Annotated in this window: 18 protein-coding genes and 1 pseudogene; 8 read left to right on the forward strand and 11 right to left on the reverse strand. The window is 42.0% G+C overall.

Annotated elements, in window-relative coordinates:
• Positions 1 to 3 precede the first annotated feature (3 nt).
• The 3 genes from D0907_RS19650 to D0907_RS19660 are packed head-to-tail and all read right to left on the reverse strand — an operon-like array spanning position 4 to position 3,892.
• Positions 4 to 945: a sugar kinase gene (locus D0907_RS19650; RefSeq protein ID WP_118845211.1), complete on the reverse strand. Its 942-nt coding sequence runs from the start codon at positions 943 to 945 to the stop codon at positions 4 to 6.
• Positions 945 to 2,432, reverse strand: a complete 1,488-nt coding sequence (locus D0907_RS19655; protein ID WP_118845213.1) for a UxaA family hydrolase — start codon at positions 2,430 to 2,432, stop codon at positions 945 to 947. The genes D0907_RS19650 and D0907_RS19655 overlap by 1 nt, the downstream gene beginning before the upstream one ends.
• A gap of 2 nt (positions 2,433 to 2,434) precedes the next feature.
• A complete protein-coding gene (locus tag D0907_RS19660) occupies positions 2,435 to 3,892 on the reverse strand; it encodes a tagaturonate reductase (RefSeq protein WP_118845215.1) in 1,458 nt (485 codons plus the stop codon).
• A 241-nt stretch (positions 3,893 to 4,133) separates the two neighbouring features.
• On the opposite strand from D0907_RS19660, the gene kduD reads away from it, so the two are divergent.
• The 6 genes from kduD to D0907_RS19690 all read left to right on the forward strand — a co-directional run bounded on the left by kduD (position 4,134) and on the right by D0907_RS19690 (position 9,700).
• Positions 4,134 to 4,898, forward strand: a complete 765-nt coding sequence (kduD, locus tag D0907_RS19665; protein WP_118845217.1) for a 2-dehydro-3-deoxy-D-gluconate 5-dehydrogenase KduD — start codon at positions 4,134 to 4,136, stop codon at positions 4,896 to 4,898.
• A 15-nt stretch (positions 4,899 to 4,913) separates the two neighbouring features.
• Entirely contained in the window at positions 4,914 to 5,756 is an 843-nt protein-coding gene (gene kduI / locus D0907_RS19670; RefSeq protein ID WP_036972286.1) for a 5-dehydro-4-deoxy-D-glucuronate isomerase, read from the forward strand.
• A gap of 36 nt (positions 5,757 to 5,792) precedes the next feature.
• Positions 5,793 to 6,782, forward strand: coding sequence for a TRAP transporter substrate-binding protein (locus tag D0907_RS19675; protein ID WP_074988727.1), 990 nt, complete (start codon positions 5,793 to 5,795; stop codon positions 6,780 to 6,782).
• Positions 6,779 to 7,264, forward strand: coding sequence for a TRAP transporter small permease (locus D0907_RS19680; RefSeq protein WP_036972283.1), 486 nt, complete (start codon positions 6,779 to 6,781; stop codon positions 7,262 to 7,264). Before D0907_RS19675 ends, D0907_RS19680 begins: the two co-directional genes overlap by 4 nt.
• Complete coding sequence (locus tag D0907_RS19685) at positions 7,264 to 8,565, forward strand: TRAP transporter large permease (RefSeq protein WP_118845219.1); 1,302 nt, start codon at positions 7,264 to 7,266, stop codon at positions 8,563 to 8,565. The genes D0907_RS19680 and D0907_RS19685 overlap by 1 nt, the downstream gene beginning before the upstream one ends.
• 118 nt (positions 8,566 to 8,683) lie before the next feature.
• Complete coding sequence (locus D0907_RS19690) at positions 8,684 to 9,700, forward strand: LacI family DNA-binding transcriptional regulator (protein ID WP_036972278.1); 1,017 nt, start codon at positions 8,684 to 8,686, stop codon at positions 9,698 to 9,700.
• Here D0907_RS19690 and D0907_RS19695 read toward each other — a convergent pair.
• The 8 genes from D0907_RS19695 to D0907_RS19730 all read right to left on the reverse strand — a co-directional run bounded on the left by D0907_RS19695 (position 9,677) and on the right by D0907_RS19730 (position 22,853).
• On the reverse strand, positions 9,677 to 10,624 hold the full coding sequence (locus tag D0907_RS19695) for an alpha/beta hydrolase (protein WP_083633605.1): 948 nt from the start codon (positions 10,622 to 10,624) through the stop codon (positions 9,677 to 9,679). The two genes, D0907_RS19690 and D0907_RS19695, sit on opposite strands and share 24 nt — an antisense overlap.
• The gene (locus D0907_RS19700) at positions 10,621 to 12,279 is read right to left on the reverse strand and encodes a glycoside hydrolase family 43 protein (protein WP_074988728.1); all 1,659 of its coding nucleotides are present in this window, start codon (positions 12,277 to 12,279) and stop codon (positions 10,621 to 10,623) included. The genes D0907_RS19695 and D0907_RS19700 overlap by 4 nt, the downstream gene beginning before the upstream one ends.
• A 9-nt stretch (positions 12,280 to 12,288) precedes the next feature.
• Positions 12,289 to 13,485: a glycoside hydrolase family 88/105 protein gene (locus D0907_RS19705; RefSeq protein WP_118845222.1), complete on the reverse strand. Its 1,197-nt coding sequence runs from the start codon at positions 13,483 to 13,485 to the stop codon at positions 12,289 to 12,291.
• Between the two features lie 2 nt (positions 13,486 to 13,487).
• The gene (locus tag D0907_RS19710; RefSeq protein WP_118845224.1) at positions 13,488 to 16,022 is read right to left on the reverse strand and encodes a DUF4861 family protein; all 2,535 of its coding nucleotides are present in this window, start codon (positions 16,020 to 16,022) and stop codon (positions 13,488 to 13,490) included.
• A gap of 52 nt (positions 16,023 to 16,074) precedes the next feature.
• Positions 16,075 to 17,517, reverse strand: coding sequence for a glucuronate isomerase (gene uxaC, locus D0907_RS19715; protein ID WP_118845226.1), 1,443 nt, complete (start codon positions 17,515 to 17,517; stop codon positions 16,075 to 16,077).
• Between the two features lie 53 nt (positions 17,518 to 17,570).
• Positions 17,571 to 18,197 carry a bifunctional 4-hydroxy-2-oxoglutarate aldolase/2-dehydro-3-deoxy-phosphogluconate aldolase gene (eda, locus tag D0907_RS19720; protein ID WP_118845228.1) on the reverse strand — a complete coding sequence of 209 codons (627 nt, stop codon included), beginning with the start codon at positions 18,195 to 18,197 and terminating at the stop codon, positions 17,571 to 17,573.
• The gene (locus tag D0907_RS19725) at positions 18,197 to 19,675 is read right to left on the reverse strand and encodes a glycoside hydrolase family 28 protein (RefSeq protein ID WP_118845231.1); all 1,479 of its coding nucleotides are present in this window, start codon (positions 19,673 to 19,675) and stop codon (positions 18,197 to 18,199) included. Before D0907_RS19725 ends, eda begins: the two co-directional genes overlap by 1 nt.
• A gap of 151 nt (positions 19,676 to 19,826) precedes the next feature.
• Positions 19,827 to 22,853: a TonB-dependent receptor gene (locus tag D0907_RS19730; protein WP_118845233.1), complete on the reverse strand. Its 3,027-nt coding sequence runs from the start codon at positions 22,851 to 22,853 to the stop codon at positions 19,827 to 19,829.
• Positions 22,854 to 23,206: 353 nt separating this feature from the next.
• Between D0907_RS19730 and D0907_RS19735 the strand changes: the two genes are divergently transcribed.
• Entirely contained in the window at positions 23,207 to 23,974 is a 768-nt protein-coding gene (locus tag D0907_RS19735) for a rhamnogalacturonan acetylesterase (protein ID WP_065978974.1), read from the forward strand.
• A 247-nt stretch (positions 23,975 to 24,221) separates the two neighbouring features.
• A pseudogene (locus D0907_RS19740) lies at positions 24,222 to 25,997 on the forward strand (extracellular catalytic domain type 1 short-chain-length polyhydroxyalkanoate depolymerase); the annotation flags it as partial.
• Positions 25,998 to 26,054 lie beyond the last annotated feature (57 nt).

Genomic DNA, 26,054 nt, shown 5'->3' on the forward strand with positions numbered 1-26,054 from the left:
CTCCTAAAGTGTGCTGTTTAGTATTGAGTTATCTATTGGGACGATGGCCCCTCGTTGTTGAATAACCTGTCCTGCAACGAGATTTCCAGCCTCTGCACAGCTTGCAATGTCATGGTCTAGCAACCAATAACTTAAAAACCCCGCATTAAATGAATCACCTGCTGCAGTGGTATCAACAACATTATCTACCAGTCTGGCATCATACTGATTGACAATACTGTGACTATTTTCACTGTATTGACAGCCCTTTTCACCGGTTTTAATGACCAGCTGCCTTACACCTTGTTGATGCAAGTGCTCACGACATTCTGTGAGGTTGTTAAAGCCCCAAATTTGGGCTTCATCTTCAAATGTCACCAAGGCTAAATCAGCAAGCTGATACATACGGTTGTTGCTCTGTTGGCAATGAGATTGAGATGCCCAAAGCGTTGGCCGGTGGTTACTATCGTAGATAATTTTAACACCATGAACTTTTAGATCAGCCAATACATTAAGTAAAATATTACAATCATCGATGGGCAAAATTGCGAGTGAAATACCCGACAAATAAACTGCATCGACTGCTTTTAACTGGCTAACAATATCAGCAAATTTAGCATGGCGAACGAGGTATTTTGCCGCAGAATCATTGCGCCAATATTGAAAAGTGCGTTCGCCAAGGGCGTCAGTTTGGATCATGTATAAACCAGCATGCTTGTTACTGTCAGTTAATACTGTGTCACAGTTAACCTGGTAGTCTTGCCAGCGAGTAATCATTGCTTGGCTTAACGCATCCTCACCCATCACAGTGACGTAATTGACATCAATGCGTTCGCTTGCCAATTTTTTCATGTAAATGGCTGTATTCATGGTATCGCCACCAAAGTTTTGTTGCATTTCGCCAAAAATAGCCCCTGACAACTCCACCATACATTCCCCAATAATGGCAATTTTCTTTTTTGACATTAGAGGGTTACTCCTTTTTTCCAGATGGCTACTTCGCGAATATCATTCACTTCATTACAGGTCGGTTTACCATTCACTACATCCACCAACAAATCGACAAATTCTTGATGAACTTCAGGCATGGTTTTGCCATTCACCAGCACACCAGCATCGAAGTCGATCCAGCGGGTTTTCTTTTTCGCAAGCTCTGAATTAGTGGCTATTTTTAAGGTAGGCACAAAACCACCGTAAGGCGTACCTCGCCCGGTGGTAAAGAGCACAATATGACAGCCCGCAGCTGCAAGTGCGCTGGTGGCAATGGGGTCATTGCCGGGGGCGTTGAGTAAATTGAGTCCTGGAGTACTTAATCGTTCACCATAATCAAGCACGGCCTGTACTTTGCTGGTACCTGCTTTTTGAGTACAGCCCAACGATTTGTCTTCTAATGTAGTTATGCCGCCTTTTTTGTTACCCGGAGACGGGTTTTCATAAATGGGTTGGTTATGCGCTTTATAGTAACCTTTAAAATTATTTACCATGCTGACAAGCTGGTTAAAGGTGTCTTCATCTTTACAGCGAGACATTAGTAAGGTTTCTGCACCAAACATTTCGGGTACTTCGGTCAGTACGGTCGTTCCACCTTGAGCAATTAAGTAATCAGAAAAATAACCTAGCATTGGGTTTGCTGTGATACCCGATAAACCATCACTGCCACCACACTCAAGACCAAACTTTACTTCACTCAGCAGACCGGGTTCACGTTTATCATGTTTAATTACATCGTAAATTTGTTCTAGCAGCGCGACACCATCTTCTACTTCGTCATCGGAATGTTGAGATATTAAAAATTTTATTCGATTCTCATCAATATCACCTAACCCCGCTTTAAAGGCGGCAAGCTGATTATTCTCGCATCCTAAACCGACAACTAATGCACCACCGGCATTAGGGTGTAATGCCATATCTTGCAGTAAAATTCTCGTGGTTTCTAAATCGTCACCTAACTGTGAACACCCAAATTGATGAGGAAATATATGAACCCCGTCAATGCCAAGATCGGGGTGATTTCGTAGAAACTCATCTTTCATTTGTTTGATCATACCGTTGACGCAGCCAACTGTTGGAATCAACCAAATTTCGTTACGTATACCAATTTCGCCATTCGCTCTTCGGTATATATTCACGGGGGGGGAGGGCTCAGCAGGAGCTTGACTGACAAATTCAGGCTGATATTGATACTCTAACTCATCATGCAGGGTCGTTTTAATGCTGTGGGTATGAACCCAAGCACCTTGCTTTATATCTTCAAGAGCAAAGCCAATTGGAGCGCCATATTTTATAACACGGTCATCTTTTGAAATTGGCTTTAACGCAATTTTATGTCCTTTTTCGATGTCGTCTAATGCGGTGAACGAGAAGTCTTCAAACTCAATGTGTTCACCCGCACTAATTGGGCTCAGGGCAATAGCAACATCATCAGTATTATGAAGTCTTAATAACTGTGCCATGATTATAATTCCACTTGTTTTGATAGTGTCTCTTCAACAGAGGTCGTAAGCATGCTGTTAAGCTGTTCTGTTACTAGATCAGTCAATCCAGTCAGTTCATTGAGATCTTTCTCCCAATGCCACTCAGCGCCAAGCACACTGCTGACAAGCTCTTTCAATGTTATCGCACCATCTTGGTGCTGTTGCCAAATGGATTTGAATAAAGTGATCCACTCAGGACTATCTGAAAGCTCAATGGGTTGACCATTCCGCTCGCCGCGGTAAAACAAAACTTGCCCCGCAATTGCTGTCGCAATAAGTGCTGGAACGGTTTTATTATCGACAATATACTGCTCTAACTGCGGCAGTAATCGCGTTTTAAATTTGGTCATACTATTCAGTGATATCGACATAAGTAAATGACAAATATACGGATTTCTGAAGCGATTAAGCACATCATTGGCAAATACCTGCAATTCATCTTTAGGTAAAGATAGTGTGGGAATAATCTCCTCAAAAATCAGTTTACTTACATATTTCTCGATTAATGGTGAGGCGAGCGCTTCGCCCACAGAGTCGATATTTGCCATATAGGCCAAAGGCACCATCGCAGTATGTGCACCGTTTAAAATAGCGACTTTACGTTGTTTGTAAGGGGCTATATCGTCAACAATTTTAATATTGACATCACTGCCTTCTAAACATAATACGTCAGCTAAATGTTGCGGCCCTTGAATAACAAATAAATGAAAATATTCAGCTGTGACCATGAAGTTGTCGTAGTAGCCAAATTGTTCTTGCAAGTGTTGATGTTCATCACGTGGGAAGCCCGTCACGATGCGGTCAACCAACGATGAGCAAAAATGATTATGCTCGTTAAGCCAGCTAACAAACTCGCTGGGTAAATCCCATAGTTGGCAGTACTTGAGCACAATTTCTTTTAATTTTTCACCATTATAATCAATTAGTTCACAAGGAATGATGATCATGCCGCGATCACTTGCACCGTTAAAGTGATTAAAGCGGTGAAATAACCATTGAGTTAATTTCGCAGGGAAGGCTTTTGCTGGCTTATCAGTGAGTGAGTCTTCGCTAATGTACTCGATGCCTGCTTCGGTTGTATTAGAAAAAATTAACTTTAGATCTTCACTTTCTGCGAGCTGTAAATATTTATCGAATTCTTTATAAATAGGAATTTCTTCGTTTACACAGCTAATAATGCGTTCATTAGATACCGATTCACCTTGCTCATTAATGCCTCGAATAATACTGGTATAGAGACCATCTTGAGTATTAAGTAGCGGTAATGTGTCGTAATCAATTGGTCTAATAATGGCGACACCCGCGTTTAAACCTGTTTGTTCATTTAATTTGTCGATTTGCCAATCCACAAAAGCGCGTAAGAAATTCCCCTCACCGAATTGCATTATAGTCGTCGGGTATTTGTTTTTATTGACGTTTTTTCTATTTAGTGTGTACATACATTTGACCCATTTTTAACCTTAATTGGCGTGTTGATTTTTACATCTTAGACATATTTGCCACCGGTGGCAAATAAAATTTGACAAATTGCCACCGGTAGCGAAGAATGGCTATTAACAACTTTGTGAATGTTTTTACAACTTGTTTATTAAAGTGGTGTTAAAACAGGCATTCAAACTTTTGTATCATCTTATTTGAAGAGGCTGATACAGAGAGTTAACAGATAAAAAGGTTAATTTTATGACAACACAGCTATTCGATTTAAAGGGGAAAACGGCTTTAGTAACAGGCGCGAGCCGTGGCTTAGGAAAGCAAATTGCAATGGGATTAGCCGCTGCTGGGGCTGATGTGATCTGTAGCAGTAGTCGTGAGCATGGTTGCGAAGAAACTTGCAGCGAAATAGCTAAAAGCGCATCGAAAACATGGGATATTGCCGCTGATTTGAGCGATGCCAAAAGCGTGTCAGCATTAGCAGAACAGGCGTTGTCGGTTAATGATGGCATCGATATTCTGGTCAATGTGGGTGGCACCATTTTTAGAAGTCCCGCTATCGATTACCCCTACGATGAATGGCAAAAGGTGATAAAGGTTAACCTTGATGCCAGCTTTTTACTTGCTCAGGCATTTGCACCGAAAATGATCGAAAAGGGTCAAGGTAAAATTATCAATATTGCATCCATGCTGTCATACAGTGGCGGAATGACTGTGCCCGCTTACACAGCAAGTAAACATGCTATTGCAGGCGTTACCAAAGCCTTAGCAAATGAATGGGCACAATATAACATTCAGGTTAACGCGATAGCACCTGGGTATTTTAGAACAGATAACACGCAAGCGCTTCAGGATGATCCTGGGCGTAATAGCGAAATAGAAAAACGTATCCCAGCAGGGCGCTGGGGAGAAGCTGAAGATTTAATTGGTACCGCAATCTTTTTATCATCACGAGCCAGTGATTATGTCAATGGACATATTTTGGCAGTTGATGGCGGATGGTTAGCACGTTAGTAGGAAAATAAAACAATGAACACAGAAATTGAATCACGTTACGCAGTAGGCCCAAATGAAGTAAAGGGGTTTGACACTGAGCAATTGAGAAACGAGTTTTTAGTCGACAAATTAATGCAAGCAGACAAAGTGTATTGGCTTTATACCCACTATGAACGTTTTATGGTTGGCAGTGCAGTACCTTTAAATAACGCATTAACGCTTGAAACATTAGATAACTTAAAAGCGGCCCATTTTCTTGATGGTCGCGAATTGGGCATTATCAATGTTGGGGGCAAAGGTAGTATTACAGCGGATGGTGAAACTTACTCATTAGACTATAAAGATGCACTTTACTTAGGTCGGGGTAACAAATCAGTGTCTTTTCGCAGTGATGATGCTAAAAACCCAGCTAAATTTTACTTAAATTCAGCACCTGCGCATCACAGTTACCCAAATAAACACGTTACTAAACAAGATGCTAATGTACTTCATTTAGGAAGTTTAGAGACATCGAATGAGCGTAATATCAACCAAATGCTTATCAATACAGTGGTACAAACGTGTCAATTGCAAATGGGCTTAACTGAACTTAAGCCCGGTAGTGTGTGGAATACCATGCCAGCTCATCAACATGATCGTCGTAACGAAGTGTATTTTTATTTCGAAATACCTCAAGAGCAAGCGGTCTGCCACTTTATGGGTGAGCCAACAGAAACGCGGCATTTATGGATTCATAATGAGCAAGCTGTGGTCTCGCCACCGTGGTCAATCCATTCTGGTGCAGGGACACAGAATTACAGCTTTATCTGGGGGATGGCTGGTGAAAACTTAGATTATGACGACATGGACAAGTATCAACCGCAACAATTGAGATAGTCCACATTTAACAGAACACACAATGAAGAAATAATAATGAATAGAAATCTTCTTTACAGCGTTTTCGTGGTTTTTACGCTTGGTTTTATAACCAGCTGCAGCAATGACAACAAAACCACACGCTTGACGCTTGCCCACACGCTGGATACCCGGCATGTGGTGCATCAAGCGATGGAGTATATGGCAAAACGTTTAGATTACTATTCCAACGGAAGTATGGAAATAGTGATCTATCCCGGTGGTCAATTAGGGTCAGAACGAGAGCTTATCGAGTTGCTACAAATAGGTAGTCTTGCTATTACCAAAGTGTCTGCGAGTCCACTTGAGGGCTTTGTGCCAGAAATGAAGGTGTTTGGTATTCCTTATCTGTTTAATGACAGTGCGCATTTTTGGCGCGTATTAAACAGTCAGTTAGGCCAAGACATGCTTGATAAAGTATCTTCTGCAAGACTCAAAGGGTTAGGTTATTACGATGCAGGCAGCCGAAGCTTTTATACGACCCAAAAACCCATTCACACGCCTGACGATTTAATTGGTCAGAAAATTCGTGTATTAAATAGCCCCACGGCCGTTGCGACGGTACAAGCTCTTGGCGGTGCTGCAGCACCTATTGCGTGGGCTGAGCTGTATTCGGCTCTGCAGCAAGGGGTTGTTGACGGCGCTGAAAATAACCCACCCAGTTATTACTTATCTCGCCACTATGAAATTGCGAAGTACTACTCGTTAGATGAACATACCTTTGTGCCTGATGTTATTTTGGCCAGCCAAGAAGTGTGGGAGTCCTTGAGTGAACAACAGCAAACATGGCTAACTAAAGCCATGGCTGATTCTGTTGAATACCAACGTTCACTCTGGCAATCAGCATCGGATGAAGCGCTTAAAGCGGTTATTGAGGCCGGCGTTGAAGTTACCTACCCCGACAAAAAAGCGTTTCAGGATAAAGTCGCCGATTTTCATGCATCATTTGCAGGTACGCCTGTTGAGCAACATATCAAGGCTATCAAAGCGATGGGGGAGGCAAAATGACAAAGCTAAATTCACATCTTAACTCATTGATAGAACGGATTTTGATAGTAGCGATGATCGCCATCGTGGCTGTCGTGACTTGGCAGGTGTTTTCGCGTTTTATTTTGCGTTCGCCAAGTTCATACACAGAAGAGTTAGCACGTTTTTTATTAATGTGGATTGGGGTTTTAGGCGCATCGTACGCATACAGAACTCGCGCCCATTTAGGACTTGATCTGTTCTATCAAAAAATGGTTCCGACACTACGCAGAAAATGCACCTTTATTATTGAATTATCGGTATTGATAACCGCATCTTGCATTTTAGTGTATGGAGGCAGTTTGTTAATGATGCTGAGTTTTGAGCTTGAACAAAGCTCGGCAGCTCTGGGTATTAATATGGGCTTTGTTTATGCTGTATTGCCGTTAAGTGGCCTATTAATTGTATTTAACTGCGTTGAAAATATTGTTAATTGCTTAATGAATGTGATGGAGGAATCATAATGGAAATGACAGCCATAATTCTAATTGTGTGTTTTTTCATCTTACTGTTTATTAATGTCCCTATTTCTATTTGTATCGCATTATCGACACTGATTGCGCTTACGTTACATATGGATTTTACGCCAGCAAGTATTACGATTTCCCAACAGATGATGGGTGGTCTGGATAGCTTTGCCTTGTTAGCCATCCCATTCTTTATTTTGTCTGGTTTAATTATGGGCCAAGGAGGCATAGCCAAGCGTTTAATTGAGTGTGCTATGGCAATGATTGGCTTCTTACCCGGTGGTTTAGCGCTTGTGAATGTAATGTCGTGCATGATGTTTGGTGCTATTTCGGGTTCTGCTGTTGCTGCTACGTCGGCTATCGGTAGTTTTATGGTGCCAGAAATGAAAAAGCACGGTTACAGCGAAAACTTTGCAGCAGCAGTCACAGCAAGTGCGGCAACAACAGGTATGCTAATACCCCCGAGTAATATTCTTATTATTTACGCTATTGCGAGTGGGGGAGTATCGATTGCAGCCTTATTTATTGCGGGTTATTTGCCGGGTATTTTACTCGGTTTAGCACTGATGATGGTGTGTGCAATTTATTCTATTAAGAACAATTACCCTGTGACAGCGCGACTGCCTTTTTCGGTCATGTTCGAAAAGATAATCGCAGCATTGCCCAGTTTATTACTTGTTTTTATTGTGATTGGGGGCATTATTGGTGGTGTTTTTACGGCGACAGAAGCCGGGGCCGTTGCCGTGATTTATGCTCTCGTCCTTGCTGTGTTTGTGTATAAAGAAATTCGTTTAAATGAAATGCCTCAGTTATTACTTAAGGCCTGCGAAACAACCGCCATTGTGATGCTGATTATTGCGGCATCTTCGGCAATGTCGTGGCTTTTGTCCTATACGCATATTCCACAAATGGTCAGTGAATTCTTTTTAACATTAAGTGATAACCCAATAATTATTTTGTTATTAATTAATTTAATTTTGATACTTGTGGGCGCATTCGTTGATATGACGCCAGCTGTACTGATATTCACACCGATATTTTTACCGGTGGCAATGCAATTTGGTATGTCTCCTGTTCAGTTTGGTATCATGATTGTTCTCAATTTATCGATAGGATTAGTGTCTCCGCCAGTGGGGAGTGTATTATTTGTAAGTTGTGCAGTTGCAAAAACAGCGATACATAAAATAATAAAACCCATGATGCCACTCTATTTAGTGATGTTTCTGGTACTAATGTTGGTTACGTATGTACCTGCAATTAGTGAATTTTTACCACGCTTATTCGGTTTATTAGATTAAAATCACCAAAGAGGTGCATGTCGCCTCTTTTGTCATTTATAATGTAACGAATTTGTGTACTTTTAATAATTAAAAGCTGAACACTACTGTCGCTAAGTAGTTGACTCTGGAATTTTATATGTCTGTAACAATCAACGATATTGCTCGTTTATCAGGGGTCTCTAAACGCACTGTTTCGAGAGTGATAAACTGCTCACCGGCGGTCGGTAAAGCAACCCGTGAGCGGGTGTTAGAAATTATTAAAGAAACAGGGTTCTCGCCAGATAAGCAAGCGCGCGGTTTGGCGTCGAGTCGTTCTTACTTACTGGGCTTAATCTATGATAACCCCGATGCACTGTATATTGATGAAGTGCAACGTGGCGCATTGAGTGTTTGTGCTGAGCTTGGCTATGAGCTTGTTGTGCACCCTGGATCATCAAAACGCGATGACTTCATTAGTGATTGCCTTAGTTTTATTTCGCGCTCAAAACTAGATGGCGTGATTATTTTACCTCCTGTCTCTGAAAATAAAGCATTGGCAGCAGCGCTTCGAGAAATTAATTGTCCTTATGTTCGTCTTGCGTCAGTTGATTTAGATGATGCAGACAATATTGTTGTGTCTGATGAGCGTGCTGCCATGCGTGATATGGCGACACATTTAGTCGAGTTAGGTCATACAGATATTGGGTTTATTTCGGGCCCTCAACATTACCGCTCGTCGATTGAACGTTTAGCAGGCTTTTTGGCTGAGTTGCAGGTATATAACGTTAAGCTACCAACAGACCGCATAGTTGAAGGTAAAAACAATTATGACAGTGGTTTGGCGTGTGCTGAGCAATTACTTAATACTTTGCCAAGACCCACTGCAATCGTTGCAAATAACGATGAAATGGCAGCAGCGGTTCTTCGGGTTGCAAACAACTTAAATATTAGAGTGCCTGATGAGCTCTCAGTGGCTGGATTCGACGATAATATTTTGGCATCACGTATTATTCCCTCATTAACAACTATCCGACGCCCTGTGTTTAATATGGCGTGTTTGGCAGTCCAAAAGCTGATCAATAAATCCCGTAATAATCAGGAAAAGTTAGCCTTACAAAAAACAGTGACACCTAACCTCGTTACACGCGAGTCAACGGGAAGAGTCAACGGCTAACTGTTTATTAATAAACTCACTGATTAATTCAACCGTGTTATTTTGCCAAGGGTGAAATAGCCAAAAGCAATGGGGAGCCTCTTTAAACACATGCTCCTTGTTTGTAATGCCACGCTCAGTTAATTGTTCTTGAACTGCTTTTTTTCCTGCATAAAATCGCGCAAAGCCACCGTTGATAAATAAAGTCGCAGGGCTTGTGTTTGAGATGTAATTAATTGGGGATGCATGTTGCCAAATTGCAGGGACTTCTTCATAACGACCTCCTAACCACTTACTGGCAGATGTAACCGCCTTATTTTTATCATTCTCGTAGCGCAGTGCCAAAGGGGTAGTGAAATCAGACAGGCCATCAATGTTGATTAACACGCGCGCATTCACTGCCAATGAGGCACTTTGATTTGATAACTTGCCATGACTATAAGCCAGTAGGGCAGCTATTTGCCCGCCTGCTGAACTGCCTGCAAGGGTCAGTTTTTCAGCGTTTAAGTGAAAGCGTGAAGCGTTACTTTTTAACCACTGTGTTGCTAGTGCAATATCATGAATCGATGCAGGATATTGCGCCTCATCCGAAAGTGTATAAGCAGGGGTTGCCACAACAAAGCCCTTAGCGGCAAGTTTTGCTGCGAGGGTTTGTAAAATGGCCGGTGAACCCGAGCCCCATCCACCACCATGCACCAATACAATCAGTGGTAATACGGTGTTGTTATTAGGTCGAATAATAGTGATTGACTGGGAGCGCAATTTACCTGGGTACGTATGTTGTTCGACGTTTAAATTACTGATTGGGCTGTCATCTGGTAGATGCAACTCGCTGTAGCGTGGTTTTAACTTTTTATAGGTGTTTTCAAGAGTATAAGACGCACTATGAACGTGGTTTGATATTCCACTTAATAGAAAAGCGATAAGGGGGAGTGTGTGTTTCATTTATCAGCTACCTTAGAAAAGCGAATATAATCGTAATGTACAGAGTGAGAATTGCGACTGACCAACTTATTGACATTGAATAAGCCCACTTTGGCACCAACCCAACGGCCTTTTTTGGCACTAAAATGCTCTCCGATGGCCCGATATTGTGAGGCTTCTGACGTTTTATAACTAAATACCGCATGAGCGCCAGGTTGCACCAGTAATCTTAAATACATTGTCTCAGTGGTGACCTCTGTAATGATTGTTTTATGTTCTGTACATCCTTTTCGTGCTCCTTTGCATTGGCTATAAACAAGGTGGAGTGCGCCTTCATCTGAACGCGATATACCGATCCACGCATAGTCTTCGCCAAACAATAAAAGACCGCTGTCGCCCTGGTAAGTTTCTGGATTAAAGACTAATTTTGTTTCAACGAAAAAGCGCTCTGCCGGTAGTTTTTGCAATAACAGCGAAGGAGTAAGCCACAAACTGTCTGCTACTTCTTGCTGTTGGGATAGTGTTAAATAGCCAGCACTGTCAGTTAAAGAAAACCAGTGTGGCTGTGGATTTGCGTTCCATTGCCATTGTAAACCAAGTTGCTCAGCATTAAATTCATCGCTGTTGGGTATTTGAGTGCTTAAGAACCGTTTAGCTTTGGGTTTTCGATACTTTAAAACCGGCTCGCCGATGCCATCTTTATCGGGATCTCGGCCAATCACGGGCCAATCATTAAGCCATTGAAGCGGTTGTAAATGCACGATACGGCCGTAGGCATTTTTAGATTGAAAATGAACAAACCAATCTTGGCCATATGGCGTGTTGATCCAACTTCCTTGGTGTGGGCCGTTGGTTAGCGAGTTTCCTTGTGCCATTACAATTTTGTCTTCATACGGGCCTAGTATGTGTTTACTTCTAAAAACTGACTGCCAACCTAAATCGACTCCGCCAGCAGGAGCAAAAATGTAATAAAAGCCATTACGCTTGTAAAACTTAGGACCTTCTAAGGTACGATATGAGGGCAGGGTATTGCCATCGACGATATGCTGGTATTCGTCACTTACCCAACTGGCGTCAGCACTCATTTCACGAATTGAGAGAACATTGTTAAATCCGGCCCTGCTTTTTGCCCACGCATGGAGCAAGTAAGCTTTGCCATCATCGTCCCATAAGGGTGTAGGGTCGATAATTCCTTTCCCTTTTAGAATTAATGTGGGTGTTGACCATGCTTTAGCGGGGTCTTTGGCTGTAATAACATAGATCCCAAAATCTGGGTCAGGATAAAAAATCCAAAATAAGCCATTATGATAACGAATATTGGGTGCCCAAACGCCATTACCATGTTGTGGCGTGTTGTAGTGCTCACGCGGTTGTTGAATAGGGAGTGCGTAATTTATGAGTTGCCAGTTAACTAAGTCGTTTGAATGTAAAATAGGCAACCCCGGCGCAGAGTTAAAACTTGATGCCGTCATGTAATAATCATCACCCAGGGCAACGATATCAGGATCTGAAAAGTCAGCATGAATGATAGGGTTTTGGTAATACCCATTTTCTAAATCTGCCTGCCAAATGAGCGGCATGTTATTTTTTTCAGTGGGGAACTCTATCAGTTCAATAGCCGGTAAAGTAACACTGACAAAAAAAAGGGTATTTATTAAGACATAAATCGCTTTCACTTGATTTCCTTATCTGCCTAATAAAAGACTCGCTAAAATAAAAGGCCCAACTGCTTTAGGGTCATTATCTCGGATATTTTCGCTTAAGTAATAATCATAGCTACCATCACGATATGGCTTGCCGCCAAGCCCTGCGACTTCACAGGCTGATGTGATTGAAATACGTTTTGTTTTTTTGTCGACAGCGATGAATTCATCGATTAATCCAGCATAACTTTGTTCTGCGTAGACTAAGTAGTAGGCAGGTAAGGCGTTATCTAATATTCCTTTGATGATTGCGTAGGTAAACATGCTGCTTCCAGAGGATTCAGGATAATTACCGGCTTCATCGCCTTTATCTGTGACTTGATACCAAGTTCCAGTGTCATTTTGATAATGTAATAAGCGATCGATTAAGTGTTTAAAGCGGCGAGATAACCATGCTTTTTCAGGATAATCATCTGGCAATTGCGCTAACACATCAACCATCGCCATGGCATACCAACCTATTGAACGTGACCAGTGATTTGCTGATTGTCCTGTGATTGGGTCAGCCCATTTTTGACTCTTTGACTCATCCCAGCCGTGAACAGGGAGTTGGGTATCAGGTCGGTATAAATGCTTTTCAATAAGTTGGAATTGCTTGATAACATCGCTAAATTGCTCTTTTTGACCATAACGACGAATGTACTCAGCGTAGAATGGTGCGCCCATGTATAAACCGTCGAGCCACATTTGTGAGGTGTAGCGTTTTTTATGCCAAAATCCCCCTTCTGTAGTGCGGGGATGCTTTTCTAATTGCTTTACTAGTGTGTCGATGGCGAGTCGATATTTTTTGTTGCCTGTTTCGTCATACATGAAAAACAATAACTTACCAGCATTGAGCATATCGATGTTGTATTTACTCTGTTGATAAGTCTTAATCGTGCCATCGTCCATAACGAGGCTATCAACATACTCTTTTATGTAATTGAAATAGCGTGTATCGCCTGTTTTTTGATAAAGCTTAGCAAATGCCATAAGTTCTAAGCCATGGGTATAGTCCCAGCGAGCAGCAGTGCGCCAGTCAATCAAATAGGCATGCGGATGACGTTGCATTTCTGATTCAGCCATCCATATCGACCACATAATAGGGGGTTTTTTAACATTGCTTGCAATGCTGTTTACTGACCAAAAAACGCTTAAAATACAGGTTAATAAAATCGATAAATAGCGAAATGTTAGCATGATTATTTACTTTTCTGACGAAGCAATTTTACCATTTCTGTGCCAGCTAAAATATACGCCGCGTTGCCTTTAGGGTCGTTTGCAACAACAGGTTCACTCATGTAGTAGTCATAACTCCCATCACGGCCATAGCCAAGCCCCGCTACGTAACATTGGTTAGTCATAGACACAGTGCCATCTTGGTGCAATAAGGTAAATTCGTTTAATAATCCCTGGTAGGCCTTATATGCAGTCGCAAGGTAATCGGTGCTTAAGTAGCCCTTATTTATTGCTTTTGCATAGAAGTAGGTAAACATCGCCGTTGCTGATGACTCTCTATAATTACCTATCGCATTGGGTTTATCCATTACCTGCCACCAAGTGCCGGTTGCTGGGTCTTGCGTTTTTTCTAGACTGTCGGCAATTTCTTCCACCATGGTAAGTAAGTGTTTTCGTTGCTGACTATTTTGTTCAGGAATATAATCAAGTACATCGACAACGGCCATCGCAAGCCAGCCCATTCCGCGAGCCCATACCTCGTGTGAAAGCCCCGTTGATTTATTAGCCCACGCCTGTTGTTTAAGCTCATCCCAGCCGTGATAGTAAAGCCCTGTTTGTGTATCTTTTAAAAACTCGCGGGTTAAATTAAATTCGTTCACCACTTCGGCAAAGGTTTCTTGTTGTTGGTGACCCGATTCAAATAAGGCTGCGTACTCAGCTAAAAAAGGCATACCCATATACACACCATCAAGCCATACTTGGCCTTGGTATTTTTTCTTATGCCAAAAAGCCCCTGTCGACGTGCGAGGGTGTTTATGTAATTGCTCTCTTAACGCATGAATTGCTTTTAGATACTTTTGTTCATTTGTTTGCTGGTATAGCGTAATTAAATTGCGACCAGGCGGAATATTATCAATATTAAAATTGCTTTGTTTATAGGCTGAAATAAGGCCATCTTCAGAAATAAAGCTTCCGGTCACTTTTTCAATGACTTGTTTATATTCCGCATTATCTGTGAGTTCACCAAGTGTGTAATAAGCATACGGTTGAATACCAATAATGTCATATTCAAACTTTGGAGAGCGCTTACGGTTAACATCCCATCCATTGTAGTGGTAGCCTAGCGTTTTACGCGCCAGTTCAGAATCTGCGAATGCTTGTGTCCACTTAAGTGCAGACTCTGCGGAGATAGACGCTTGCATTGCATTCTTTGTCAACGATGTTTTGAGCTGAATTCGAGGCTTAATGGTCAGCTTTTGCGCTTGTTGTTTAATATAATGCTCAAATTGTTCTACGGTATTAATACCGCTTTGTGCTTGCCATAAAGATGCAAAATAATAGTGAACTTGCTGACTGCCTTGCTGGCCTTTTGGCGTTAATTCTACTAAGTAGTTTTTATCATCTTGGCGTACTGTTTTTACATCCCCTTTTTTGAAAAAAACCACCATGCCTAGCGCCTTACCGTCGAGACTTTGTTTGCCCCAACTAGCAATATACCCATAGCCATAATTGCTCATGCTTTGTAAATCGGCTTTTAAAAAGGTTGTATCGGGATGTTTTACAAGGCCTGCGGTGATGTTATCAAGTGGTTTGTCGAGTTTTAAGGTGACTTCTGCCAGTGGAGAACCCGCTTGCATACTGATAAATGCACTGAGGTCTTGTTGCTGTTCGCTGTTTTGCCAGCCATGGTAATCAAGTTGAATTTGGGCGAATAGATCGCCATTCGCAGTGATGCTTGCAGAACGAGTATCTACTTTGCTGACATGTTCAAGCTTACCTTTCTCATTGGTATAGGCAAAACCACCTGCACCTAGCGATCCTCCTACTTTTAATAAGTCCATTCCCCAATCTTGCAGCGAATGATACGACTTATAACCATCTAAACCAACGTTGTGCAATACGGGTTCTGGAGTCAGTTTTCCGAAGATATCAAAACCATTACGCCAATCGAGGTAAATGCGATAACCGACCTTATCTGATTCGATCCCCGGTCCTTCATAGCGGATCCAGTTTGAATGGTCTGTGTAATATTCAGGAGGGGTTATGGATTGAACATTTTTAAACTGGCCACCGACATATTCTTTCATTCCAGCATTTTGTTGGTGTTTTGGTGGGCGAGTATGAGGTACCCATTCACCACCCACTTTATGAGCTAAATCTGCTTGTACACGCTTTTTGGAAGGTGCGAGACGTGTTGTTGAGATTATCTCTGCGTGTATATTTTCACCTTTAGAAAGATCAGTAACGAACAAAATACCATCGTTCTTTCCATCCAAATCTTTATCAATCGCTTGATTGGCAACTTGATTATCGCCGATATTTACCGCAAGCGTTGTATCAGGTGCTACACCTAAGTCGTAGTAGCTTAAATAAATAGCTTCATCTTCGCGATTAAACGGGCTGGGATTAGCAATATCAACAGTGGCAACAGAACCTGTCTGTGCTTCTTTTATGCTGTGATGCTGGGGTTGTTCTGCTTGTTGGCAAGCGGTAACAGACAAAGCAGCGAAAGTAATCAGTGATGTGTGTATCAGGTGACGTGAGGGTAAATGTTTCATTGTTGTTCTCCCCTGAAAAGGCCAAAGCAAAGCTTTGGCCTAAGTGTTTTTATTATAAGTTGTATGCTTTTTTCACTAAACCATAGGTTAACTGATAAGCGAGTTCATGTGCTGACTCAATACTAATTTGGTGATTAGCAACAAGTTCAGCTAAATAGCGGCAATCCACACGACGCGCGACATCGTGGCGGGCCGGAATAGATAAAAATGCACGCGTATCATCATTAAAACCAACAGTATTATAGAAGCCCGCTGTTTCAGTGGTTTGTTGACGAAAACGCAGCATACCAGCCGGACTATCATGGAACCACCATGCAGGCCCTAGTTTTAGGCTAGGGTAGTGGCCTGCAAGTGGCGCAAGCTCGCGGCTATAGGTGGTTTCATCGAGAGTGAATAAGATGATTTTTAACTTTGGATGATTACCGTATTTACTCAATAGTGGTTTAAGCGCGTTTACATATTCTGTTTGGCTTGGGATATCTGCCCCTTTATCACGACCGAATTGATTGAAAATCGGTTGGTTATGGTTGCGGTGTGCACCTGGGTGGATTTGCATCACTAAACCATCCTCGATACTCATGCCTGCAAGCTCGGTCAGCATTTGTCCACGAAACAGTTCTTGTTCTTGCTCATTTGCGTGACCAGTTCGGCATTTTTCGAACAATGCTTCACATTCACTCAGTGACAAGTCGGCAGTTATTGCACTGGGGTGCCCATGGTCAGTGGCTGTTGCGCGACCTTCTTTTTTAAAGTACTCACGGCGAATACGTATAGCGTCTAAATACCCTTGCCATGTTGTGGTATCTTGCTCGGTTAGCTCCCCTAGTTTTGCGACATTATCAATAAAGTCTTCGCGACTTGCATCAACCACATCATCTGGTCTAAACGTTGTAATAACTCGCTTTGCCATGTTTGTGCCAGCCATGCCACGATGATGTTCGAGCGAGTCTAGCGCACCTTCTGTGGTTGCAATTAGCTCAATATTGAAACGGTCCATTAGCGCATGCGGTTTATAGGCATCAGTCGCCAGCTCTGCGGTGATTTTGTCATAATAGTCTTGCGCATTGTCTGAATTTAATTTTTCAGTAAAACCAAAAACATCGCTAAATACAGCGTCTAGCCAATAGCCACTGGGTGTACCTGCGAACAAGTAATAATTGTCCGCAAAAATTTGCCATGCTTTTTTTGGATCAACGCTTTTAGAACGCGCCATATCACCTTCTAAGCCATGCTCAGGAATTCCTAACGTTGTTAAGTCGATGCCTTGGCTGTAGAGCATTCTAAACACATAGTGATCTGGTTTTATGAAAAGCTCAGTAGCGTTACCAAAATGAGGGTTTTCATTAAACCATTTAGGGTCTGTGTGGCCGTGTGGGCTTACAATAGGGAGATCTTTAATTTCATTGTAAAGTTCACGGGCAATGCTTACGACAGTGGGATCGCTTGAAAATAGGCGATCAGGATGTAGTTTAAGAGACTGTGATTGACGAGTCATAGTGTTTCCTTTATTCATTTACTTATTAGCCACCGGTGGCAAAATAGGTCAATTTATTTTGTTAGTACGTTAGCGCAGGCTTGAGTGATACTTTGCCAGTCTTTTGTATTCACCCAATCAGGTTTTGCGACCCACGTTCCACCCACAGCAAATACATTATCTAATGCTAAAAAATCTTTGAAATTTTGAGCATTTACACCGCCTGTAGGACAAAAGCGTATCTCTTGAAAAACACTCGAGACAGCGTGTAAAAAATCGATTCCGCCGCACAATGAAGCTGGGAATAACTTATGTTCTGTAAAGCCATATTCACTGGCGAGAAGAATATCGGCATTATTCGATACGCCTGGTAAGCATGGTTTGCCACAACTTGCTAAAGCATCTAGCAAGCGAGGCGATACTGCTGGCGTTACAATGTAATCAGCGCCTGCATTGATGGCGTTATTTAATGTGTCACTACGGGTAATTGTCCCCGCACCCACGATGAGATTTGGTAATGCCGATTTTATCGCTGTTATTGCAGCTAATGATTGCTCAGTGCGAAGTACAACTTCGACTAAATTAATACCAGCATCTTGCATAGCCCGAGCAACGGCGACTCCTTGCTGTGGATCATGTGCTTGGATGATTGGCAAAATCGGTTGTCCTGCCATTAATTTACAAAATGCGCTCTGTGCCATTAGATTGACTCCGCTAATAATTGTTTTGCGCTAATTGATTGATTGTTCAAGGTGACGTTTTCAACATTGAAATCGGTGATATTTTTAACGATTGACTGTTTTGCGACGTTATCAAAGTGGCTATTTATAATTGTAAAATCTTTGATAGGTGCCCGCTCAAATCCATTTAAATAGAACGCTTTATCAAGCACGTTATTACAGTGCAGATTGTCTATAACGATATCGCGTACGGTGGGGTCAAATTGGCCTGCATCACCTTCTTCGTAAAAGAAATTAATAACAATTGCATTTTTTACTGTGCCAACTTCAACATTACGAATGCGAATATGCTCAATTAATCCACCGCGGACAGAATTGGTTTTAATACGGATGGCACGTTCTAAATGTGGACTGTCCATCGTGCAATCTTGTACGTAAACATTGTTCACACCGCCTGATATTTCACTGCCAATGACGACACCACCGTGACCTTCTTTCATATGACAGTTTTCGATCACTATATTGGCAGATGGCGTGTTGACGCGACGACCGTCAGCATTTCGCCCTGATTTAATTGCAATACAGTCATCACCTGTATCGAACGTACAGTCTTTTATATGCACATGATTGCAGCTTTCTGGGTCGCAACCATCGGAATTTGGCCCATGGCTTGAGAACGTGACACCACTGACTGTCACACTGTTACATAACACGGGGTTTACTAACCAAAAAGGAGAGTTTTTGATAGTCACTCCCTCAATTAACACATTATTACAGCGGTAGGGTTGAATGAAAGGGGGGCGCAGATATGCACCATCAGCGTAGATTCGCTTAGCAACAGGTAAGGCGTTTTCAGCATCAACCATTAATTGTTTACGTGCTGGTTTTTGATCCATCAATTGACCATTTTCTTGGTATTGTAATTCCCAGTGTTTTTCTTTGTGTGGACCTTTCCATGGCCACCAAGTGGTATCATTCGCATTACCCTCTAGTACACCTTCGCCAGTGATCGCTATATTTTGTTGGCCATACGCATAAATTAAAGGGGAATACCCCATCATCTCGAGGCCTTCCCAACGAGTGAATACTGCAGGTAGGTAGTCATCTGGATTAGTACTAAAACTTAGCACTGCGTTTTTTTCAAGGTGTAAATTAACGTTCGATAATAAGTGAATCGGGCCGGTATAAAATACCCCCTCAGGAATAATAACTTTTCCACCACCTTGCTGGTGGCAGGTTAAAATAGCCTTTTTTATAGCATGGCTATTATTAAACGTACCGCCACTTTGAGCGCCAAAGTCAACGATATTAAAAGCACTCTCGGGGAACTGTGGTACTTTAATGTTCTTTTTAATCGCTTCGGCTGCTGACCAATCATTATTATCTGTTGGCGTCAGTAAGGTATTTACACTCGCACTTTTGCAGCCCATTAATGCAGCAGTACCTACTAAACTACTCGAGGCGAAGGCTTTAAGAAAAAATCGGCGATTATTGTTCATACTCAAGGTTCCTGTAGTCACAACGTGTGTGCTAATTGTTTTTATAGTTGAAGTACTCTAGCAACAATTGCCACCGGTGGCAATTGTTGCTAGAGATTTTATAAAAAATAACCAACCACACAGTATTGGTTATTTGGAGGGGAGTCATTTGTTAAAATGATCCGCGCAAGCCGACTAAAAATTGGCGTCCTGATGATAAGCTTTCGTATGGGCGAGGTGTGTAAATATCATTCCACATCTCTTGCTTTTCATCAGTTAAGTTAACGGCTTCAAACGACAAGCTCATATTTTCTGTCAGTTCATAGCGAGCAGAGAAGTTGAGTTTTGCTTTGTCATCATAGCCACGTACAAACGTTGATTCATCTTTGTATTCATCGAGGTATTGTTTGTTATAACCACCACGATAGTTGTATGAGAAACGTGCTGACCAATTATCTACTTCATAATACATCGTTACATTGAAAGTGTTTTTAGACGTTTCTTCTTCGACTAAATTCAAAGGTGTACCATAAAAAGGGTCTTCGATATCGCGGGTATAGTCGATATATGTGTAGTTTGCTTGGATCCCTAAGTTATTAAAGGGCTCAGGCAAGAACGTAAATGGCTGCTGATAAATAAACTCAGCACCCCACATATCTTCAGCGTCGGTATTAGTAAGTTGGGTTACGGTCCAGGTAATATCTTCTGCGTTCATATCACCAATGTCGATACCCAAGCGATCTAACTCAGCCTGACTTAACACTTCATCACTACTTTCAGATGAAATACCGGTGATATTTTTAAAGAAAACAGAACCCGCAACCAGAGATTCATCTGCAAAGTACCACTCTAGACCTATATCGTATTGTTTTGCTTTGTACGGCTCAAGTGACGGACCCGCACCACGTTTAATTGTTGCGGTAGGGTCTTGCTCATCAGGGGTATTAACACTTATTGATGAACGTAAGTCAGATAGTTTTGGTCGGGTAATAGCGTGTGAGTAACTAAAACGACCGACTAAATCTTCAGTGATATCATAAGCTAGGTTAAGCGAAGGTAACCATTCATCACCTGTGCTAATCGATTCTCGCCAACCATAACCATTTTCAAAGTTAGCGCCATCACCTTTGCCTGCTGTGTAGCCATCTTTGTAAATATGATCCAGATTTACAATTCGGCTCGTGTTTTTGTTATCAACATAGCGAAGACCTAAATTACCCCTTAGTTCTGAATTGAATATATCTTTTCTAAAGTTAAGTTGAAGGTAGGCTGTGTTTACCTCTTCTTTTATATAATAGGCACGTTTGTACTCTTCCTTCGCTTCAAAAAAGGCGGCATTAGAAAATGCATCCATCATGGCATTGTAGTCAGGTGTTAGCCATGTAGAGCCAAATAGTGTTGAAGTGCTCGGTACTGAGGCATTATTACCAAAGTGAATACCGGTCTCATTAAGCGTGGTAGAAAATAAGTCTCCCGCTATTTGATCGGCATCTAAGTCAATAACTTGTGTTTCAGCTGATTTACCGCTGGTTTTGTTCGTTTCTATATCTAGGTTTTTCCACGCGTTGCGGAAGTCGTGTTGTTCAGTTTCAAAGCTACGCTGCCCTACACCAAATTTCACTGTGTATTCATCATTAAGTTCGTAGGCAAAATCAAGTTTAATGGTTGAGTTTTCGCTCTCAATAGTTTGTGCGCGGTTACGAACGAGCCCAGCACTGTAATTGCTAGCGTCTAGCATGGTGTTTTGTAATTGCTCTTTGGTAAACGCGTTTCCAGGAGCTTGTCCTGCTGCAAAAGCAAATGATGGCATTGTTGTGTTTAACTGCGCACTGCCTATCGCTTCACCACCAGGATTATTAATTAGAGAAAGTGGGTCAATATTACTGTCGTAACTGTAAGCAACGGTTGAGCCCTCTGCATCAAGTGCAAAAGTGCGAAGATAAGGTACATCCAAATCAGATTTTCCTTTACCTACTAAAAAGCTCATTTTTAAACGATCATTAATGTACCAATCACCCGTAAAGCTTACTTGATCAAAGTTTGATTCAGAGGAATCTTGTCGTGCTTCTGAACGTATAATTGCATTTGAAAACGCACCAGCAACAATTGTATTGTTAGGATCTGTATAGATGTTTTCAGGTACGATATTTTTTTGATCACGTAACAATACTGAGTATTGATATTCATCCATTGTCGTGTCTAGCTCTGCATGAAGAATATCTAAGTTCATTGAAAGATTATCAGTAGGAGCGTACTGGAAGGCGACGGTTGCACCTAGGCGTTTTTGCTCTTTTGAAAAGATAGAATAACGAGGTATACGGGGTAAATATAAACCATCCAGATTATCGTTTGTGTAATTGCCATTTTCTAACAAAATGGTCTTAGGTGCAGCTGATAGGTAGTTTGTACCTCCTTGACCAACGGGTGAACCGCCATCAACATAGTTTGGATTATTGACGGTCCAGCGAACCGTTGATGAACCTTCACTTTGGACGGTCCCATCACTGTATGCAACAGAGGCAAGTACACCGAATTTATTATCCCAGTTATTACTGAGCATAAATGACACGCGCGGCGATACATCCTCAGAAATATCGTTATAGCGGGCATTGACATTGTATGAGCCTTTAAAGCCTTCATATTGGAAAGGGCGCGCAGTCTGTAAATTGACATTACCTGAAATCCCGCCATCTTCTCTTTCTGCAGACACGGTCTTATCGATGTCTATTTGTGTAAAGAGTTCTGAAGCAAACACGTTATAATCAAAGGCGCGTGAAGTATTAGAGCCACCAGCCGCATCGGTTGCCGCTCCTGCTGAAGCTGATTCCATGCCATTAATCGTTGTTTTTACAAACCGAGAACCAAGACCCCTAATTGTTATTTGACGTCCTTCGCCAGCATCTTCTTCAATAGAGATACCGGGTACTCGAGCCAAGGAGTCGGCAACGTTTAGATCTGGAAACTTACCAATATCTTCAGCAATGATAGTTTCGCGTGTGCCTACCGCCTCACGCTTAGACATTAGCGCTGCATTAATACTGCCACGGTAGCCTTTAACCTGAATAATTTCGATGCCATCATCTTCTACTGCATTATTTTGTTGCTCTTGTGCATTAGCAGCATAACTTCCCATTACGCCACTGAGTAATAATGAGGTCATAAGACAGCTTAGTTTGAATGTTTGCTTACTTGTTGTCATTGCTGTTCCAGTTGTAGTTTATTGTTATAAATTACATGACTTTCAAACGGCATAAGTCATATCCTGTTATTTTTTTATGCGATTGTGTGTTCAATTACGCAAAGAGTAAAATGCCACTTTAATCCTTGTTTTGCTACCGGTGGCATTTAGGTAGAAATTATACGTAAAAATTCGTGCTGTCAAACCAAATAAACCAAAAATATTAATATTTCCTTTACAAATTAACGTTTTTAAAACCGCCGCAAGTTACATGGTGGTGCAATAGTGGGTTGATTTTATTTATTTATTTGCCACCGGTGGCAGTGTGTGCTAGGGTCATTTTTATTGAGTTAATTTTCTACAGTGAGAGTTCAATGTTTAAACATTTTTTAAGGTTTCTATACGTCGGTGTTGCGCTTTCGTCTACTGCTCAGGCTGATGAACAGATCAACGTTTTTATGGCGGGAGACTCTACAATGTCAATAAAAGAAGTGAAAGATTACCCAGAAACAGGGTGGGGAATGCCTTTTCAATACTTCTTTAATGATCAAGTACAGGTAATTAACCTGGCTAAAAATGGTCGCAGCACACGGACTTTTAAATCAGAAGGTCGTTGGCAAATGATTATGGACGAGATTAAGCCAGGGGACTATGTCATCATACAGTTTGGTCATAATGATCAATCAAAACAAAAAGTTGACCGCTACACATCCGTACCCGACTTTAAAGCAAATTTACTTGGCTTCATCAAAGATGTGCGCGAAAAGCAAGCTCACCCCCTGTTAATGACACCGATAACGCGCCGCTATTTTAATGAAGACGGAACGATTAAAGAGACGCACCCGCTGTATGCAGATGCGGTAAGAGATGTTGCTAAACAAACAAAGGTTGATTTTATTGACATGGAAGCAATTACTAAACGCTACTTTCAAGCGCTAGGTGATGACGGCTCTGCATTACGTTTCATGCATATTGCCCCTGATTTGCACCCTAATTACCCGTTAGGTGTAACAGATGACACCCATTTGAACCAACTAGGTGCAACGGAGGTTGCTCAACTTGTGTTAACAGAATTAAAGAAGATGAATCACCCCTTGGTTGCAAAAGTTAGGAAGCCAGACCCTAAACACCTAAAGCGTTAAATTTGAGCGTTAAGTTGTATTTTTTACTGAAAGCCTAACAATAAGATTGTCAGGCTTTTTTATTGGGTTTTGTTAATCGGTTTTGGTGTAATTTCACATATTGATATTATAAACGCGTTGCTTCTTTTGGCTTTATTGTCCTTAATTTTATAGCACTATAGTTATAGTTCGCTTTTTTAATTGTTCTACTACATTGGGTTAGTCATCAACTGACAGACAGCAATGATAACAACTATAAAGGCGATATATGCAAAAAATAACACAATTATGTAAACGAAAATCAGCATCGTTTACGCCTGTGGCCGTGCTCTGCGCTGCTATTTTCTCACAGCCAAGTTTTGCAGGTAGTTGGCAGCAAAATGTCAGCATCGGCGGTTTCAATAATGTTCATATTTACACGCCAGATACGCAGTCGAGTATCGGTGATGGTCATTCATTAATGTTAGTCCTGCATGGCTGCGTGCAACCAATCAATAACTATTTAAGTGCCAATTTAGAAGAGGCCGCAGAGGCTCATGGCATGGTGATAGCCGTGCCTGATGCGATGAATAAAGCGGGGTATAGCTGCTGGTCCTATTGGCAAGGTGCAATAAACCGCAGCTCTGGCGATTATAAGAATTTGATTAATTTAGCCAATGCTTTAAGTGGTGATGTAGCCCGTAATATCGACCCGAAACAGGTCTATATTGCTGGCTTATCATCTGGGGCTGCGATGGCCGCGCAAACAGCATGTGTGGCACCTGATGTATTTGCAGGGGTTGCACCCAGTGCGGGTCCTACTATTGGTACCAGTTCAAGTGGCGCTATTTCGACCTGTGAAACAGTCTCTGAAAATACGTTTGTATCACGTTGTGAAAGTTATGCTGGTAGCTACAAAAATAGTTTTGAAACACAAATCGCAGTGGTTGCTCACGGCACAGCCGATACCACAGTAAACACATGTTATAACCAACAAAATGCCAATGGGTTTGCAGCGCTTTATGGGGTTAATCAGTTATCGGGGACAACAACAATTAGCGACGACGCCACTCGCACGGCAGAGCAATCACACTGGCAAGATAATCGAGTAGCTATGCTGTGGTTGAATAATTTAGACCACTCATGGTCAGGTGGGCAAGGTGCTTCGGGTGATTATGTCGCAGCAAATAGCATTAACTTTGCAACATATTTAGGCGAGTATTTTACAGCGAACAATAAACGTGTTGATCGCAACTCTGGCCCCGAAATCAGTAATTTAAATGCCACAGACAGTAACAGTCAGCTCACCATTACAGGCAGCGCAATCGACCCTGAAGGCAGTGTAACGAGTGTGAATATAAATGTGTATAGCCTGGCCGCAGGGATGACAAGCTTAATTGAATCTCTCAATGTGCAAGTCGATGCGAATAATGCCTTTAGCGGGGTGACAAGTGCACTCACCGATGGTCTTTATGAAGTGCGTGTAAGTGCCACAGATAATGAAGCTAAACAAGGTAATGAAGCAAATCTTACTGTACGTGTTGGGCCAGAACCTGCGGCCACAGCACCTGTACTCAGTGATACTGCGGCTAGTGTAAATGGGCAATGCGCTACAGTAACAGGCACCGTTATCGATGATAATCAAAACGTAAGCACGGTTGTGGTTAGCTTTAGCAATGGTGATGTGACTGCTACGGTGAATGGGCTTGAGTACTTTGCTGAGCAATGCAATCTAGCGGGTGGCAATAATACCGCAGTGATCACAGCAAGCGATGATACAGCCCTTACATCAACCGACAGCATTAGTTTTGTCATCGATGCTGGGGTTACTGGCGATTATAACTTGCACATTAATGAAGGCCATATTACGTGGGGAGAAGGTTATTCGGCGTGTTATTTAGCGTTTGGTACCGCAAGCTTCACGATGCGGGAGTATGCGGCAGGAACAGAACAATGTCAGTGGATTGCTGATGATGACTCAAGTTGTGCAGGGCCTTTACAGGCATGCAAAACCACCACAGAACCTAGTAATGACGCAGACAACGACGGTGTGCTCGACGGCGCAGATAATTGCCCGAATGTAGCGAATGCTGATCAAGCCGATAACGATAATGACGGGATT

This window comes from Pseudoalteromonas lipolytica (assembly GCF_003515105.1).
In the GTDB taxonomy this organism is placed as follows: Bacteria; Pseudomonadota; Gammaproteobacteria; order Enterobacterales; family Alteromonadaceae; genus Pseudoalteromonas; species Pseudoalteromonas lipolytica.

Excerpts from the sequence above, each read along its gene's own strand:
- D0907_RS19675 (WP_074988727.1), top strand. The coding sequence starts at position 5,793 with ATGAATAGAAATCTTCTTTACAGCGTTTTCGTGGTTTTTACGCTTGGT.
- eda (WP_118845228.1), bottom strand. The coding sequence starts at position 18,197 with ATGGCACAGAGCGCATTTTGTAAATTAATGGCAGGACAACCGATTTTG.
- uxaC (WP_118845226.1), bottom strand. The coding sequence starts at position 17,517 with ATGACTCGTCAATCACAGTCTCTTAAACTACATCCTGATCGCCTATTT.
- D0907_RS19655 (WP_118845213.1), bottom strand. The coding sequence starts at position 2,432 with ATGGCACAGTTATTAAGACTTCATAATACTGATGATGTTGCTATTGCC.
- D0907_RS19710 (WP_118845224.1), bottom strand. The coding sequence starts at position 16,022 with ATGAAACATTTACCCTCACGTCACCTGATACACACATCACTGATTACT.
- D0907_RS19695 (WP_083633605.1), bottom strand. The coding sequence starts at position 10,624 with ATGAAACACACACTCCCCCTTATCGCTTTTCTATTAAGTGGAATATCA.
- D0907_RS19690 (WP_036972278.1), top strand. The coding sequence starts at position 8,684 with ATGTCTGTAACAATCAACGATATTGCTCGTTTATCAGGGGTCTCTAAA.
- D0907_RS19725 (WP_118845231.1), bottom strand. The coding sequence starts at position 19,675 with ATGAACAATAATCGCCGATTTTTTCTTAAAGCCTTCGCCTCGAGTAGT.
- D0907_RS19685 (WP_118845219.1), top strand. The coding sequence starts at position 7,264 with ATGGAAATGACAGCCATAATTCTAATTGTGTGTTTTTTCATCTTACTG.
- D0907_RS19705 (WP_118845222.1), bottom strand. The coding sequence starts at position 13,485 with ATGCTAACATTTCGCTATTTATCGATTTTATTAACCTGTATTTTAAGC.
- kduD (WP_118845217.1), top strand. The coding sequence starts at position 4,134 with ATGACAACACAGCTATTCGATTTAAAGGGGAAAACGGCTTTAGTAACA.
- kduI (WP_036972286.1), top strand. The coding sequence starts at position 4,914 with ATGAACACAGAAATTGAATCACGTTACGCAGTAGGCCCAAATGAAGTA.
- D0907_RS19650 (WP_118845211.1), bottom strand. The coding sequence starts at position 945 with ATGTCAAAAAAGAAAATTGCCATTATTGGGGAATGTATGGTGGAGTTG.
- D0907_RS19730 (WP_118845233.1), bottom strand. The coding sequence starts at position 22,853 with ATGACAACAAGTAAGCAAACATTCAAACTAAGCTGTCTTATGACCTCA.
- D0907_RS19660 (WP_118845215.1), bottom strand. The coding sequence starts at position 3,892 with ATGTACACACTAAATAGAAAAAACGTCAATAAAAACAAATACCCGACG.
- D0907_RS19680 (WP_036972283.1), top strand. The coding sequence starts at position 6,779 with ATGACAAAGCTAAATTCACATCTTAACTCATTGATAGAACGGATTTTG.
- D0907_RS19735 (WP_065978974.1), top strand. The coding sequence starts at position 23,207 with ATGTTTAAACATTTTTTAAGGTTTCTATACGTCGGTGTTGCGCTTTCG.